Source organism: Segatella copri, assembly GCF_019249655.2.
GTDB lineage: Bacteria > Bacteroidota > Bacteroidia > Bacteroidales > Bacteroidaceae > Prevotella.
Map to the genome: position 1 here is coordinate 1,117,456 of NZ_CP137557.1, position 15,857 is coordinate 1,133,312.

The window sequence follows — 15,857 nt, forward strand, 5'->3', positions numbered from 1 at the left end:
TGATTTATTCTCTTTTTCCAATAAAATGTTATACCTTTGCCAACTCATAATAACTAACATACAATATCGAAATGAATTTTTACAAGACATTAGGATTGAAAAACAGCCGTATTGATGTGGCTGATGCCTTGCGAGGATTGGCAGTGGCAGGTATTATTCTCTATCATTCCGTGGAGCATTTTAATATGTACGATGGAAGCATAGAGCATGCTTATACGCTGGGGTGTGATGATTGGATGGCAGATGTGCTGGCTTTGCTGCTGTCGGGAAAGATGTATGGCATCTTTGCCCTGCTCTTCGGATTGAGTTTCTTCATCATGAACGATAACCAGCAGCAGCGGGGAAATTGTTTTTCCGGAAGATTTGCCTGGCGAATGTTCCTTCTGGCGATGCTCGGTATCGTGAACACCGCCTTCTTCGATGGCGACATCCTTTTCTCCTATGCCATCTATGGACTGGTTCTCATCCCATTGAGCTATCTTCCTACCAAATGGCTCTGGTGGGTGGTTGCCTTCCTCTTTATCCAACCGGTAGAAATCTACTCCCTCATTTCGGGATGGCAGGTGGATGCATCGGCGTTGAGAGAGGTGTATGGAAACATGTATAATGGTCATCAGCATGGCTCCTTCCTGGAGAATGCCTATGGTAACCTGCGATACGGACAGGTGGCTACCTATTACTGGTGCATGATGAAGGGAAGACATACGCAGACCATCTGCCTCTTCATTCTCGGAATGCTGGTGGGCAGAAAGCGTTGGTTCTACAATGAGAACAACAACCTGGCTTTGTGGAAGAAGGTGCTTGTGGTTTCCCTCCTGGTATTGATTGTGGGTGGCATCGCAGATGTGCGCCACATGGAAACATGGAACAATTGGCTTTATCCTATCTACAATTTCTTTATCCTCTCGTTCGTAGTTTCAGGCTTCGTACTGTTGTGGTATGGTAAGGAATGGTTCAGAAAGGGATTGTCGTTCCTGCGTCAGTTTGGTAAGATGAGTCTGACCAACTATTTCCTCCAGTCTATCATCGGTTGCGGACTGTTTGCCTATTATGGTTTCAATCTCCAGACAAAGCTCGGCATTACCTATGCCTTTCTGGTAGGAATTGCAATGGTAGTGGTGCAATGTCTGTTTTCAAATATCTGGCTCAAGTATCATTCCCATGGTCCTTTTGAGGGAATATGGAAGAAGCTGACCTGGATTAAGTTCTAGAGATTCAAGTTTACATAAGAGAAAAAGGTGTGTCATAACTCCATGACACACCTTTTTCTCTTATTGATCCTTCCTGAATATCTTATCAACGACAACGGCGATGGCACCATCGCCCGTTACATTGCAGGCGGTGCCGAAACTGTCCATCGCAATATAGAGGGCTATCATAAGCGCCTGCATATCAGCATTGAAACCCAATACTGAGGCTAGCGGACCGAGTGCTGCCATCACAGCTCCTCCTGGAACTCCCGGAGCTGCTACCATGCAGATGGCGAGCACGAAGATGAAGTTGAGGAAGAGAGGCAGATTGCACGGCAAGCCATTGATGAGGCAGATGGTGAGTGCACAGCAGGTAATCTTCATCATTGAACCCGAGAGGTGGATGGTGGCACAGAGTGGAATGGTGAAGCCGGCAATGCCATCGGTAACGCCGTTTTTCAAGGTCTGCTTCAGTGTAACCGGAATGGTGGCTGCAGACGATGAGGTGCCCAGTGCCGTGAAGTAGGCTGGCAACATGTTGAGCAACAGCTTGAACGGATTCTTATGGGTTAAGCCTCCAGCCAATAGATATTCGTAAAGTAATATTACGATATGGAGCACGAGAATCACGAGGATAATCTGTGCGAAGACAAGCAGAATATGGTATGCTTCGCCCGAGAAAGTCATGCCCAGGAAGATGCCGAAGATGTAAAGGGGCAGGAGAGGGATGATGACTTTGGCGATGACACCGGAAACGATTTCCTTGAATTCCTGAAAGATGTTCTGCATGGTGCGGCTGCCTTTGTGGGCAATGCCCAGTCCGGCAATGAACGAGAAGACGAGTGCACTCATCACGTCTACCATGGCAGGTATCTTGATTTCGAAGAAGGGTTTGAGTTCTTCTGCCTTATCTACTGCCACATGGGCAGAGTTGGCAATCATGTGAGGGAAGAGCGCCGATCCTGTGCCATAGGCTAGCAGACCTGCCAGGATGGTGTCGGCAAAGGCGATGCCCACGGTGGCAAGGAGGAGTTTCCCGGCGCCATGACCGATGTCGGCAATGGCTGGTGTAACGAGACCGATGATGATGAGCGGTATCATAAAGCCCAGGAATTGGCTGAAGATACCATTGAAGGTGAGGAATGCTCTGACGGCCGCTTCATTGAAGAAATTGCCGAAAACTACACCCAAGATGATGGCAATGATGATTCTTGCCAAAAGTGGTGTTTTGACTTTTGCCAAAAGTGGCATTTTGATTCTTTTCATATTCGTAGCGTTGCTTTTTGATTGCAAAGGTACGCTTTTTCTTACTAAAATCCAAGGCTTTCATTGTTTTTTAGATGATGATAAGCAAAAAATGCCCCCTTGCTTCACAGCAAGAGGGCACAAATACCAATTTTTCTCGTACATTTAAATGCTTAAATGAATAGTTGATATAAAAGTTAGAGGATTAAATTCCTTGAATGTTTGTCAACTATAAATCATTTCGTATGCCTATAAAAGCTTATAGCGGAACATACTCCACGAAAGCCTCCATAGCCTCGTAGCAAGCCAGGCCTAACTCATCATAGAGCTGGGCGGTGCCACGGTTGCGGTCCTCGGCACGCTGCCAGAACAAACGCTCATCGTTGCCCAGGAATGGAGCACTCTCCATCTGTGACTGATGCTTCAGGATAGAGTTACGCTTTGCTCTTAACTCCTCTGGGCTCAATGGAACACACATCTCGATGTTCTCAATCTCCCATTCTGCCCATGCACCACGATACATCCAGATGCGGCAGTCCTTCAGCCACTCTGCACCAGCCTTCTTCTCCTCGTCGATGGCTGCGAGAACAGCGTCGGTACACTTCTTGTGGGTGCCGTGTGGGTCTGCTAAGTCGCCAGCTACATAAATCTGATGAGGCTTCACCTCCTGCAACAAAGCTCTAACAATCTCAACATCCTTCTCTGTCATCGGTAACTTCTCAATCTTACCGCTCTCATAGAATGGCAAGTCGAGGAAGTGAACACGGTTCAGAGGAATCTGGTTGTAGGTACATGCTGTGCGAGCCTCGCCACGACGAATCAAGCCCTTGATGGTCAGGATGTCGCGGGTGTCGAAGTCGCCCTCCTTCTTGTTGGCGAAGAATTCCTTAATCTCCTTGTACTTCTTAGAGATAACGCTGTCCTTAGAATCAGCGAAGATCTGGTTGAAGCCGTTGATGAAGTGCATGAATCTTGTCACCTCCTCGTCGCCTACTGCGATGTTACCCGATGTCTCGTAAGCCACGTGAACCTCGTGCTGTTGCTGAACCAATCGGCGGATAGTACCACCCATTGAGATTACATCATCGTCTGGGTGAGGAGAGAAGACAATCACCTTCTTAGGGAATGGCTTCGCACGCTCAGGGCGATAGGTGTCGTCAGCGTTTGGCTTGCCACCAGGCCAGCCTGTGATGGTGTGCTGCAAGTCGTTGAAGATCTTGATGTTGGCATTGTATGCAGAGCCGTAGAGAGCCAGAAGTTCGCTCAAGCCGTTCTCGTTGTAATCCTTGTTGGTCAACTTCAGGATAGGCTTGTGCAACTTCTGGCAGAGCCATACCAATGCAGAACGCACCTGCTTGTCGGTCCACTCGCAGTTGGTTACGAGCCATGGATGCTTGATGCGGGTGAGGTGAGAAGCAGCGCTCAGGTCGAGGATGACGTGTGCATTAGGATGAGTCTGGAGGAAGCTTGCTGGCAATGTGTCAGTGATGTTTCCTTCCACTACCTTCTGCATGATGTCAGCCTTTTCGTCGCCCCAAGCCGTGAGATATACTTTCTTGGCAGAGAGCAGGGTAGCGATACCCATGGTGAGCGAGCAAGGAGGAATCTGCTCCTTGGTGCCGAAACTGTTCTCCATCTCCTCGCGGGATGTGTTGCCGATGAGGATGAGACGGGTTATCGACTGGATGCCGGAACCAGGTTCGTTGGCAGCGATGTTACCCATTCTTCCGATGCCCAGCAGAGCCACGTCGAGACCGCCGAAAGTCTTGATGCGCTGCTCGTAGAGGCGGCATGTATCCTGCACTGCGTCTTGAGCCACGCTGCCGTCGAGCGTGAAGATATTCTGTGGGTCGATGTCAATATGGTCGAGGAAGCGCTCCTTCAGCTGGTTGATGCTCTTCAGCGAGCTTTCCTTGGCAATAGGATAGTACTCGTAGGCGTTGAAAGCAACCACGTTTCTGAAACTGAGCTGCTTAGCCTCGCATCTTTTCTGCAATTCTTTGTAGATAGGTGTGAGCGAAAGACCTGTGCCCAATGCCATTACATAATACTTACCCTCATGCTGGGCTGCCTTGATTTCCTTCTCTATCTGGTCAGCTACGTGAGCTGCACCCTCCATGGAAGAGGCGAAGATGTCGGTGTGAATTTTCTCCATTCTGGAGATTTCTGAATACTCAACGGTAGTCTTTGGCTTGTAGTAAGCCAAAGGAACCTTGTTGAGTACAATCTGTGAACTTAGATTGAGTCTCATTATTCTGGTTTTTTAAAGGTTGTAGGGGTGTTCCTTATAATTCTGTAATTCTATTTTTTACAAGTTGTCCTTATAAATGTTACCATTTACAGGTTGTCCTTCTCGATGTCCTTGAAGTACTTGTAGGTGCTGACCTTCAACTCGTCGGTAGCGCTCTCATCGCAAACGATGATGCCGTGCTGGTGAGTCTGAAGCGCACTGATAGTCCAAGCCTGTGTAACAGGACCCTCGATAGCTGCCTGGAGTGCACGAGCCTTGTTGTGGCCGTTGCAGAGAATCATTACCTCTCTGGCTGCCATAACGGTACCTACGCCCACTGTGAGAGCAGTGGCAGGCACAGCGTTCATGTCGCCGCCGAAGAAGCGTGAGTTGGCGATACGGGTATCTGTGGTCAGAGTCTTAACTCGTGTACGTGATGTGAGAGAAGAGAAAGGCTCGTTGAAAGCGATGTGGCCGTCAGGACCGATACCGCCGATGAAGAGGTCGATGCCGCCTGCTTCCTCAATCATCTGCTCATAGTGAGCGCACTCTGCCTCGAGATCCTCTGCGTTTCCGTTGAGGATATGGATGTTCTCCTTAGGGCAGTCGATGTGGTCGAAGAGGTTGTGAGCCATGAAAGAATGGTAGCTCTCAGGGTGAGACTCTGGCAAGCCTACATACTCGTCCATATTGAAGGTGAGTACATGCTTGAACGAAATCTCGCCAGCCTTTACAGCCTTAACGATTTCTGCATACATGCCTACTGGTGATGAACCTGTTGGCAAACCCAAAACGAATGGTTTTTCTGCTGTTGGTTGGAAGGCTTTGATGGTCTCCACAACGTGACGAGCTGCCCAGCGGGCCAACTCCTCGTAATTCTTTTCGATGATTACACGCATAGTTGTTTATGTTTTTATTAATAAATAGTTGAAAAGTTTATATTCTATTTCTTTTTCTTTACTGAAAATCAGTTCCCTTGCAGCATCCTGCTTCTTGCCATGAGGCAGGCTCCTATCAGCCCAGCCTGACCTTTCAGCTGTGATGTCACAATCTGTGAGTCTTCGCTCACCAGATTCAGGGAGTACTTCTTGATACCCATGCAGATAGGTTGGGTGAGATAGTCTCCGGTCACCGAGAGGTCTCCACCGATGACGAGCATCTTAGGGTTGAAGATATTGATGATTCCTGCAAGATTGGTTCCCAGTTCCACAGCCATTTTCTGCAAGGCTTCGATGCTGAGCACGTCTTCTTTCCCGATGGCATCGAGAATGTCCTGCAGGGTGAGCGGCTGGTGCTGCTTCATCACTTTTTCGGTGAGTACCGATGTTTCTCCGTTCTTGAGCAGCTGGTTCATCTTTCTCAGCAGGGCTGAACCGGAAGCTTCGGTTTCCATGCATCCTGTTTTTCCGCAATGGCAGATGATGCCATTATTATAGATGTGCATGTGTCCGATTTCTCCCGAGAAGCCCGATTCTCCCAGATAGAGTCTGCCGTCGATGATGATGCCGATGCCGATACCCCAGCTGATGTTGACAAAGATAACGTTCTTCACGCCCTTGCTCACGCCTCTGAGGCTTTCGCCGTAGGTCATACATCGGGTGTCATTGTCGATGCATACGGATAATCCCAGTTTTTCCGACAGGATTTCTGCCAGTGGCTTCTGCACGCAGGTGAAGTAATTATAGGCGCAGCCTGTGTTAGGATTCACACGTCCGCCGATGCTCAGGCAGGTATTCTTAATCTGTTCCTTGGTGATGCCCGATTTTTCGATAAACTCGTTGGTGAGACTGATGAATTGCTCGAAGCATTCCATGCTGTCCTCGTAGATGAAGTCTATCTTCTGTGGTTCTGTCACCATGTTGCCGCAAAAATCGCAGATGCCGAAGGTTAGATTATCCTTTCCCGTGTCGATTCCAAGGAAGTAGCCCGAAGTAGCAATCAGGTCGTATATCTTGGGTGCTCTTTTCGAATAGTTGTCTTTCTTTCCTGTTACCTGTACCAGGCCGATGTCAATCAGCTCGTTTAGAGTCTTTGTGGTGTATGGCACGCTAACGCCTAGGCTTTTTGAGAGTTCGGCTATGGTCTGCCCGCCATATTCTATAAACTGGTTTAGGATAGCAGTCATAGAGGCCGACCATTTTGTTTGGTTGATGATGTTCTTTAACATAAGCGTTGCCTTAATGAATGATTTAACGGTGCAAAGTTAAATAAATAAATCCATTTTATTAATATTTGCTAGTTAATTAATCTAAATATTTTAAAGAAAGTGCCAATTTAAACATTTTTTGCTCTGATTTCCCCCGAATGTACCCTGGAAAGCGATAGCTGGGATACCCTTAGCCCCAAAAGCGGCTTTCTTTGTGCTATAAATGATGTATCGAGGTGCTCTATATAATATATAATAAGGTATAAGGGGTGAAACTGTCATAATAAATAAATAAACTAATTTATTTAATTATAATAATGAAAATAGTTTCTTTAAAATTTGGTTGATATTAAAAATAGTCGTATATTTGCAGCAGAATTTCTAACTAACAATAATTATATAGCAAACTAACAATAACAACAACAATGAGAAATAGAAAGTTTTACCCTTGGTTGGTTGTTGCGCTCCTGTGGGTGGTTGCACTTCTCAACTATATGGATCGCCAGATGCTTTCAACCATGCAGGCAGAAATGAAGGTTGACATCGTGGAATTGCAGCAGGCTGAGGCCTTCGGAGCTTTGATGGCTGTCTTCCTTTGGGTGTATGGAATCGTGAGCCCGTTCGCTGGTATCGTGGCTGATAGAATCAGCCGAAAGAAATTGGTGGTGGGCAGTCTCTTCGTCTGGTCGCTGGTTACTTACCTCATGGGTTATGCTTCCAGTTTCAACCAGCTCTACATGCTCAGAGCTTTGATGGGTATCAGTGAGGCACTCTACATCCCTTCTGCTCTCTCGCTCATTGCCGATTGGCATGAAGGCAAATCCCGCTCTCTCGCCATCGGCGTCCACATGACCGGTTTGTATGTGGGTCAGGCCATCGGCGGATTCGGTGCCACAGTGGCTGCAGCCTTCTCTTGGCATACCACTTTCCACTGGTTCGGTATCCTCGGAATCGCTTATTCCGTAGTATTGCTCCTCCTCTTGCATGATAAGGAAAAGGAGACCGTGAGTGTGGCGGCGCAGCAGGTGAAACCTGCGAAGGGCGGACTCTTCCAAGGCTTGTCGGTAGTGCTTTCTACGTGGGCTTTCTGGGTTATTCTTTTCTATTTTGCAGTACCTTCTCTCCCGGGTTGGGCAACCAAGAACTGGCTCCCTACCTTGTTTGCTGAGAATTTGGGCATCCCAATGTCGCAGGCGGGTCCGATGTCAACCATCACCATTGCCGTATCTTCATTGATTGGTGTACTCTTCGGAGGTGTGCTTTCTGACAAGTGGGTACAGAAGAACATCCGTGGCCGTGTCTATACCAGTGCCATTGGTTTGGGAATGACCATTCCTGCGCTCTTCCTCCTCGGCTTCGGTCACAGTCTGGTAGCCATCGTAGGTGCAGGCTTGCTCTTCGGTATCGGTTACGGTATGTTTGATGCCAACAATATGCCAATCCTCTGCCAGATTATCTCGGCAAAGTACAGAGCCACCGCATACGGTATCATGAACATGGTGGGCGTATTTGCCGGAGCCATGGTTACCCAGGTGATGGGTAAGTGCTCTGATGGCGGCAACCTGGGCTTTGCCTTCGCCGTACTCGGCATCGTGGTGATAGCTGCACTGACTCTCCAGTTGGTCTGCCTGAAGCCAAAGACAGATAATCTGGAATAAGATAAAGACAGATTTTCTTAAATAAGATAATCTGGAATAAGATAAAGAATTAAGAATCATATAATTAACGTAAAAAATATTTTTGATTATGGAAAAAATCATTGGACTCATTGATGCACCGTTCACTCCTTTTTATGCCAACGGTGATGTGAACTTGGAACCTATCGAGGCTTATGCCAAGATGCTTCAGAAAAACGGTCTGAAGGGCGTGTTTATCAATGGTTCCTCAGGCGAGGGCTATATGTTGACCACTGAGGAGAGAATGCTCCTTGCTGAGCGATGGGTTGCAGTGGCTCCTAAGGACTTCAAGATTATCGTTCATGTGGGCAGCTGCTGCCTCCGTGAGAGTCGTCGTTTGGCAGAGCATGCACAGAAGTTGGGTGTTTGGGGTATCGGTTCAATGGCTCCTCCATTCCCGCACATCGGTCGAATCGAGGAACTGGTGAAGTATTGCGAGGAGATTGCTTCTGCGGCTCCTGAGCTTCCTTTCTACTACTATCATATTCCTGCATTCAACGGTGCTTACCTGCCAATGCTCGATCTGTTGAAGGCTGTAGATGGACGCATTCCTAACTTCGCTGGTATCAAATATACCTTCGAGAGCTTGTATGAGTACAACCAGTGCCGTCTCTACAAGAACGGTAAGTACGATATGCTCCACGGTCAGGATGAGACCATCCTTCCTAGCCTGGCTCAGGGCGGTGCACAGGGTGGTATCGGTGGTACAACCAACTATAACGGTAAGGAGTTGGTAGGTATCATCGAGGCTTGGAAGAACGGCGATATCGAGACAGCACGCGAGAAGCAGAACTTCGCCCAGGAGGTTATCAACGTGATCTGTCACTACCGTGGCAACATCGTGGGCGGCAAGCGCATCATGAAACTGTTGGGCTTCGACCTGGGTCCTAACCGAACTCCATTCCGCAACATGACCGATGAGGAAGAGCAGGCTATGAAGAAAGAGTTGGAAGCTATCCACTTCTTCGAGCGTTGCAACCAATTTTAAAATTCAATAACAGTAATCTCCAGTAAATTGATAAGAATGAATATCAAGGAATATATCAAGCAGTGGGCTGAATCCTACAAGACAGATCTCACAGAGAACATCATGCCTTTCTGGATGGAGCATGGTTGGGACAAGGTGAACGGCGGTGTCTATACCTGTTTGAATAGAGACGGAAGTCTGATAGACTCCACCAAGTCTGTGTGGTTCCAGGGACGATTTGCCTTTGTATGTGCCTATGCATATAATAATGTAGAGAAGAATCCGATGTGGCTGGAGGCTGCGAAGAGCACCCTCGACTTCATCGAGAACCATTGTTTCGCCAAGAACGGAAGAATGTACTTCTCTGTCACAGCCGAGGGCAAGCCATTGCGCATGCGCCGCTACGTGTTCTCTGAGACTTTCGCAGCCATTGCGATGTCGGAGTATGCTTTGGCTACCGGCGACCAGAAGTATGCCGAGCGTGCCTTGCAGATCTTTAAGGACACCCAGCGTTTTCTCACTACTCCAGGTATCCTGCCTCCAAAGTTTGAAGAATCAGTGCAGTTGCAGAGCCACAGCATCATCATGATTCTCATCAATGTGGGTTCCTGCATCCGCAAGGTTATCAGCGACCCTAAGCTCACCGAGCAGATTGATGAGTCGATTGCTATGTTGAAGAAGTACTTCATCCACCCAGAGTTCAAGTGTCTCCTGGAGACCGTAGGAATGAACGGTGAGTTTGTGGATACCTGTATGGGTCGCACCATCAATCCTGGTCATTGCATCGAGACTTCTTGGTTTATCATGGAAGAGGCTAAGCTCAGAGGCTGGGACAAGGAGATAACCGATATGGCGCTGCAGATCTTCGACTGGTCATGGGACTGGGGATGGGACAAGCAGTATGGCGGCATCATTAACTTCAGAGACTGCAGGAATCTTCCTGCGCAGGATTATTCACAGGATATGAAGTTCTGGTGGCCACAGTGTGAAACCATCATCGCTTCTCTCTATGCTTACCTGGCTACGGGTGATGATGAGTACATCTACAAGCATCAGCGCATCAGCGAATGGACCTATGCCCACTTCCCGGATGCAGAGTTCGGCGAGTGGTATGGTTATCTTCACAGAGACGGTACCGTGGCACAGCCTGCCAAGGGTAATCTCTTCAAGGGTCCGTTCCACATTCCGAGAATGATGATCAAGGCATACTCTTTGTGCCAGGAGATTTTGAACAAGGAAGTATAAACGAACAAAAAATGAGAAATATGATTTTTTCAGCAAACATAGGCAAGGCATTGTGCCTCGCTACAATGGGTATTTCCTTGCTATCTACAGTACAGGTTGCTGTTGCTATCCCGGCTGTGGCTGCAGAGACACAGGTTGTTAACCGACAGGGCGGTATTACGGTCTTCCCTAACAGGGAAGCGCAGTATCGCATTCCTGCCATCGTAGAGTGTAAGTCGGGAAAGTTGATTGCGTTTACCGATCATCGTTACCACAATCAGGATATTGGTGGCGGCCGTCATCTCGACATTGTGATGAAGACCAGTATGGACAAGGGTGCTACCTGGAGTTCTCCTGAGCAGATGGTGGCAAAGGGTGGAAACGGTATCGCTACCAGTTTCGACTGCGCTCATGGCGATGCGGCTGTCGTAGTAGATAAGGAGAGCGGTAGAATTCTCCTGATGTGTGCATCGGGCGGCATCGGCTACTGGGAGTCTAAGCGTGGTCATCTCCTGATGATGGGTAGATACTACAGCGACGACGAGGGCAAGACATGGTATGGCGAAGAAGTGACCAAGCAGATTTACGATCTCATGCCAGAAGTGGAATCAGCCTTCTTTACCAGTGGTAGAATCTGCCAGAGTAAGCAGATTAAGGTAGGCAAGTACTATCGTGTATATACCGTGTTGTGTACCCGCAGCGGTAACCGCATTCTCTATAGTGACGATTTCGGTCAGACATGGAATGTTTTGGGCAAGAATGTAGCCGATGCTGCTCCTCGTGGAGATGAAGCTAAGATTGAAGAGTTGCCAGACGGCAATGTGTTGCTCAGCAGCCGTACAATGGGTGGACGCTACATCAATATCTATTCTTATGATGATGAGAAGACAGCTACAGGTTCCTGGGGCAAGGTAGTAGCTTCTGAAGCCCAGAATCTAGGTGTTGCTGCCCATAAGAACGCTTGTAATGGTGAGGTCCTCATAGTGGATGCCAAGAAAAACGGCAAGAAGGTGAAGCTGTTACTTCAGAGTGTTCCTGTAGGTCCAGGTCGTACAAACGTAGGTATCTACTACAAGGCATTGGAGACTCCTGCTGATTATGCCACTCCAGAGGCGATTGCCAAAAACTGGGAAGGCTGCTATCAGCTGAGCAATACTACATCGGCTTACTCAACTATGGTTCAGGGCAAGAATGGAAGCATCTACTTTCTTTTGGAGGAGAATGCCTTTAAGAATCCGAAGACACAGACAGATGACTATTACGACATCCGATTCTATAACCTGAGCATTGAGCAGATAACAAATAATAGATATAAATAATATTAACTAATTAATTATAATTTTACTACTTATGAAAATCAAAATCAAGCACCTTTTGATGATGCTGTTATGTATTTCAGTATCGTCGATGATGTTGGTTTCGTGCAGTGACGAAGACGAGAGCGTGATGGGCCCAGTTGCTATCAACTCATGTCAGTACACCGCTACGGAGGTGACACCTATTTGGACTTTGGTTCCTAATGACAATTGCGATGGCTACGTAATTAAGCTCTACAAGGGTACACGTGCCAACGTTGGTGACATGGTTGAGGAGAAGAAGCTCGACTATCGTACATGCAAGTGTACTTTCAGCGGTCTGACACCCAACACACAGTATGTCATTTCTACCCAGGCCATTCCAAGTGCAAAGAGTGGCTTCAGCAGTGCGCAGATTTACTGGAAGGAATTTACCACCAGTGCCCAGTAATGGTGTGATTAAAATCTAAACATGTGTAAACAGAGCAATATGAAAAATATTAACTTTAAACTCGGATTTGTGGCGATAGCTGTTACTGTATCTCCACTCGGCACATTTGCTACAACTGCCGGCAATCCAGCAGTTGTGAATTTATTACCCCCCCCTGCTGGTGTTACTTGCACTGGTGTAGTGCTCGATAATACGGGCGAGACCATTATTGGTGCCAGCGTACGTGTCGTAGGCACAAAACTTGGAACCGTCACCGACATTGACGGTAAATTTACCCTTGCTAATGTTGAAAAGGGATCAACACTCGTAATTTCTTATATAGGATATACTCCACAGCAGGTGAAGTTCAACGGCACTCCGTTGACTATTACTCTTAAGGAAGATGCCAAGGCACTTGACGAAGTTGTGGTAATGGGTTATGGTGTAGCTCAGAAGCGCACCAAGGTAACCAACTCTATCGCCAAGGTTAGTGAGAAAACCCTCACTGTAGGTGCCAACGCCAACCCTGCCCAGGCTCTTGCTGGTGCTGTATCGGGTGTTAAGGTGGACATCACTTCAGGTAGTCCTGCTGCAACTCCTTCTATCACCATCCGTGGTGGTTCTAACTACGACGGTGGTTCGAACGAACCTCTTATTATTGTAGACGGCGTAATCCGTAGTTCATTGTCTGATATCAACCCCAACGACATCGAGTCGATGGACGTGATGAAGGATGCTGGTGCCACTGCTCTTTATGGTGCCCGTGCTGGTAATGGTGTTATTATGATTACCACAAAGCAGGGTAAGAGTGGCAAGGCTAATGTGACATTCAACGCCAAGGTGGGCTTGAACTATTACAACCTTGGCTATAATATGTGCTCGGACGAGGATTACCTCTATTATTATCGTCTTGCTACACAGAACTGTGAATGGACATTGCCTGGCGGTAAGTATGCAGCCAACTATAACTCAAACCTTTATGGTACAAATACTCCCGGTGGTATTGGCCGTACAGAGTTGTCGCAGGGACAGTCGTACAACATTCTGCGCAAGACCGACGACAACGCTTATCTCTTGCAAAAAGGATGGAGCGAGATGCTTGACCCTGTAAGCGACAACTACATACTCTATCGCAACATCGACCCGCTGGAAGTTAACGGACGTTCTCCTTACATTACTCAGGACTATAATGCAAGCATCTCGGGTGGCAACGACCGTGGCCGCTACTACGCCAGCCTTGGTCTGTATGATGCCGATGGTTTCATCAAGGGCACATTCTACAAGCGCTATAACTTTGCGTTGACAGGCAGCTATAAGATTACAAAGTGGTTGGAGTCGAACTCAGTGTTCAACTACACCCGTGCCAACTGGCTGAATGACGATCCTTCTCTTAGCACTACATACTTCATGAACCGTGCTATGGCTTACAAGTTTGTACGTTATCGTGATGAGGATGGCAACGAATTGTATGGTACAAATAATCCTACAATCAACGTCAACGTAAACAAGGGCAACTTCGACCGTGACTATCAGAGCGACAAGTTCTCTATGACACAGTCGCTTACCGCTACGCTTTTGCCAGGACTTACATTGAAGGGTACTATGAGCTGGTTCTACAACGAGCAGTATGATGAGTCGTTCAACCACAAGTACATCACAAGTCAGGCTGGTGCTGTAAATCCTGACGGCAACAATGGCGTGAGCCGTAGCTATGATACAAGTGCTCAGTTCTTACGTTATTTCGACCAGACTTACAACCTTGTAGCTAACTTCAACCGTGTGTTCGCTGAGAAGCATACTGTAAACGTTATGGCAGGTACCGAGTTCTACAAGCGTCGCTATCGTGGATTCAACGCAAGTGGTTATAATGCTCCTACAGGCTACTTCCCAGGCCTTGGTCTTACTCAGAACGATGCTGATGTTCAGTCACGCAGTATGAGTTCGTGGCACAACGAAGAGGCTATCATGTCATATTTCGGCCGTGCAGAGTACGACTATATGGACAAGTATCTCTTTGCTGCTACATTCCGTGCCGACGGTTACTCACGACTGGTTAATAACAAGTGGGGTACATTCCCTGGTGTGTCAGGCGGTTGGGTGTTCAGCAAGGAGAACTTCTGGAACAAACTTGGTTTGGAGAACATCATCACCTATGGTAAGTTGCGTGCTTCTTACGGTATGAACGCCACTATCAACAGCTCATACCTTGGCTACTACACTCTTCAGGGTGCATATAGTGCCTACAAGTATGACGGTGCGTATGGCTACCGCATAAGCACACTGCCTAACCCGAACTTGAAGTGGGAGAAGACACGTACAGCTGAAGTAGGTCTTGACCTCGGTTTTCTCAACAACCGTTTCAACCTCGGTATGACTTACTACAACCGTCTGACAATGGACAAGTATTCAGCTCTGTCGTTGCCACGAACAACCGGCTTCTCTACCGTCACATATAACAACGGACAGTATCGCAATGCAGGTGTTGAGCTTGACTTCCAGGGAACATTGTTGCGCACACGTGATTTCCAGTGGACATTGAATGCCAACATCACCTACAACAAGAACACCATCGTGAAGTTGCCTGAGAACGGTTTGAAGAACAACCGTCAGGGCGGTTCAGAGGTGTACACAGGCAATGGCAACGAGACCCACTATGTAGGCGGCTATCAGGAAGGTCAGACTCCGGGCAGCTTCGTAGGTTACGGCGTTGTTAAGATGGCACGTTCGCAGGCTGATATTGATGCTCTTGGTGATTATGTTGATACAGGTACAACCAATGGTGCTGGAGTATATGCCAATGAGGCTGGTCGTCAGCGTCTTTTGGCTGCAGGCTACAAGAACATTGTGCAGCTTATGCCTGGTGACTTCATCTATGAGGATCGCAACGGCGATAACTGGGTTGAGTCAAAGGACCGCAAGGTGCTCGGTAACCTTACTCCGAAGTGGACAGGTGGTTTCAACACCACATTGACATGGAAGGGTCTGTCGCTCTATGCACGCTTCGATATGGGCTTCGACTTCCAGGTGTATGACTCTAACATAGCCTTCTGGCTTGGCGAGGGCCAGGGTGCAATGGCATTCAACGACGACGTACGCAACACATGGACACCAGACAACCCCGGTGCCAAGTATCCTCGCGTGGTATGGGCTTCGCAGTTCGGTACTGACAACTACATCCGTACCAACTCGTTCTTTACACAGAACGGTAGCTATTTGGCTTGCCGCGAGTTGCAGCTCTCATACGCTCTGCCAAAGAGCATCTGTGAGAAGTTGGCTTGTCAGGGTGTGACAGTATCTGTTACAGGACAGAATTTGGGTTACATCAAGTCGTGCACAATCCCATTGCCAGACCACACCACTTATACAAACGGTAACACAGCTGGTAATGGTGGTACATATAACGTGCCGCGTACACTGCTCTTCGGACTTAATGTCAAATTCTAAACAATGGTTA

At 47.8% G+C, this 15,857-nt stretch carries 11 protein-coding genes; 7 read left to right on the forward strand and 4 right to left on the reverse strand.

Translation table 11 applies throughout. The features are described from left to right. The first annotated feature begins 71 nt into the window (after positions 1-71). Positions 72-1,211: a DUF418 domain-containing protein gene (locus KUA49_RS04185; protein ID WP_218412946.1), complete on the forward strand. Its 1,140-nt coding sequence runs from the start codon at positions 72-74 to the stop codon at positions 1,209-1,211. A gap of 60 nt (positions 1,212-1,271) precedes the next feature. On the opposite strand, the gene KUA49_RS04190 is transcribed toward KUA49_RS04185, so the two are convergent. From KUA49_RS04190 to KUA49_RS04205, 4 genes are all read right to left on the reverse strand, one after another. Continuing rightward, positions 1,272-2,456, reverse strand: coding sequence for a dicarboxylate/amino acid:cation symporter (locus KUA49_RS04190; RefSeq protein ID WP_218412945.1), 1,185 nt, complete (start codon positions 2,454-2,456; stop codon positions 1,272-1,274). 238 nt (positions 2,457-2,694) lie between these two features. Then, a complete protein-coding gene (locus KUA49_RS04195) occupies positions 2,695-4,686 on the reverse strand; it encodes a glucosamine-6-phosphate deaminase (protein WP_218412944.1) in 1,992 nt (663 codons plus the stop codon). 86 nt (positions 4,687-4,772) lie between these two features. Beyond that, entirely contained in the window at positions 4,773-5,564 is a 792-nt protein-coding gene (gene nagB / locus KUA49_RS04200) for a glucosamine-6-phosphate deaminase (RefSeq protein WP_203039691.1), read from the reverse strand. Between the two features lie 68 nt (positions 5,565-5,632). After that, positions 5,633-6,832, reverse strand: coding sequence for an ROK family transcriptional regulator (locus tag KUA49_RS04205; protein ID WP_218412943.1), 1,200 nt, complete (start codon positions 6,830-6,832; stop codon positions 5,633-5,635). A 404-nt stretch (positions 6,833-7,236) separates the two neighbouring features. Here KUA49_RS04205 and KUA49_RS04210 point away from each other — a divergent pair, with 404 nt between their 5' ends. From KUA49_RS04210 to KUA49_RS04235, 6 genes are all read left to right on the forward strand, one after another. Continuing rightward, on the forward strand, positions 7,237-8,469 hold the full coding sequence (locus tag KUA49_RS04210) for an MFS transporter (RefSeq protein ID WP_218412942.1): 1,233 nt from the start codon (positions 7,237-7,239) through the stop codon (positions 8,467-8,469). Between the two features lie 88 nt (positions 8,470-8,557). Beyond that, positions 8,558-9,475: a dihydrodipicolinate synthase family protein gene (locus KUA49_RS04215; RefSeq protein ID WP_218412941.1), complete on the forward strand. Its 918-nt coding sequence runs from the start codon at positions 8,558-8,560 to the stop codon at positions 9,473-9,475. A gap of 36 nt (positions 9,476-9,511) precedes the next feature. Next, positions 9,512-10,699, forward strand: a complete 1,188-nt coding sequence (locus KUA49_RS04220) for an AGE family epimerase/isomerase (RefSeq protein ID WP_218412940.1) — start codon at positions 9,512-9,514, stop codon at positions 10,697-10,699. 20 nt (positions 10,700-10,719) lie between these two features. Further along, positions 10,720-11,997 carry a sialidase family protein gene (locus tag KUA49_RS04225; protein ID WP_218412939.1) on the forward strand — a complete coding sequence of 426 codons (1,278 nt, stop codon included), beginning with the start codon at positions 10,720-10,722 and terminating at the stop codon, positions 11,995-11,997. Between the two features lie 31 nt (positions 11,998-12,028). Further along, positions 12,029-12,424: a fibronectin type III domain-containing protein gene (locus KUA49_RS04230; protein WP_218412938.1), complete on the forward strand. Its 396-nt coding sequence runs from the start codon at positions 12,029-12,031 to the stop codon at positions 12,422-12,424. A 39-nt stretch (positions 12,425-12,463) separates the two neighbouring features. Continuing rightward, the gene (locus tag KUA49_RS04235) at positions 12,464-15,847 is read left to right on the forward strand and encodes a SusC/RagA family TonB-linked outer membrane protein (RefSeq protein ID WP_218412937.1); all 3,384 of its coding nucleotides are present in this window, start codon (positions 12,464-12,466) and stop codon (positions 15,845-15,847) included. Positions 15,848-15,857 lie beyond the last annotated feature (10 nt).

Excerpts from the sequence above, each read along its gene's own strand:
- KUA49_RS04185 (WP_218412946.1), top strand. The coding sequence starts at position 72 with ATGAATTTTTACAAGACATTAGGATTGAAAAACAGCCGTATTGATGTG.
- KUA49_RS04190 (WP_218412945.1), bottom strand. The coding sequence starts at position 2,456 with ATGAAAAGAATCAAAATGCCACTTTTGGCAAAAGTCAAAACACCACTT.
- KUA49_RS04195 (WP_218412944.1), bottom strand. The coding sequence starts at position 4,686 with ATGAGACTCAATCTAAGTTCACAGATTGTACTCAACAAGGTTCCTTTG.
- nagB (WP_203039691.1), bottom strand. The coding sequence starts at position 5,564 with ATGCGTGTAATCATCGAAAAGAATTACGAGGAGTTGGCCCGCTGGGCA.
- KUA49_RS04205 (WP_218412943.1), bottom strand. The coding sequence starts at position 6,832 with ATGTTAAAGAACATCATCAACCAAACAAAATGGTCGGCCTCTATGACT.
- KUA49_RS04210 (WP_218412942.1), top strand. The coding sequence starts at position 7,237 with ATGAGAAATAGAAAGTTTTACCCTTGGTTGGTTGTTGCGCTCCTGTGG.
- KUA49_RS04215 (WP_218412941.1), top strand. The coding sequence starts at position 8,558 with ATGGAAAAAATCATTGGACTCATTGATGCACCGTTCACTCCTTTTTAT.
- KUA49_RS04220 (WP_218412940.1), top strand. The coding sequence starts at position 9,512 with ATGAATATCAAGGAATATATCAAGCAGTGGGCTGAATCCTACAAGACA.
- KUA49_RS04225 (WP_218412939.1), top strand. The coding sequence starts at position 10,720 with ATGATTTTTTCAGCAAACATAGGCAAGGCATTGTGCCTCGCTACAATG.
- KUA49_RS04230 (WP_218412938.1), top strand. The coding sequence starts at position 12,029 with ATGAAAATCAAAATCAAGCACCTTTTGATGATGCTGTTATGTATTTCA.
- KUA49_RS04235 (WP_218412937.1), top strand. The coding sequence starts at position 12,464 with ATGAAAAATATTAACTTTAAACTCGGATTTGTGGCGATAGCTGTTACT.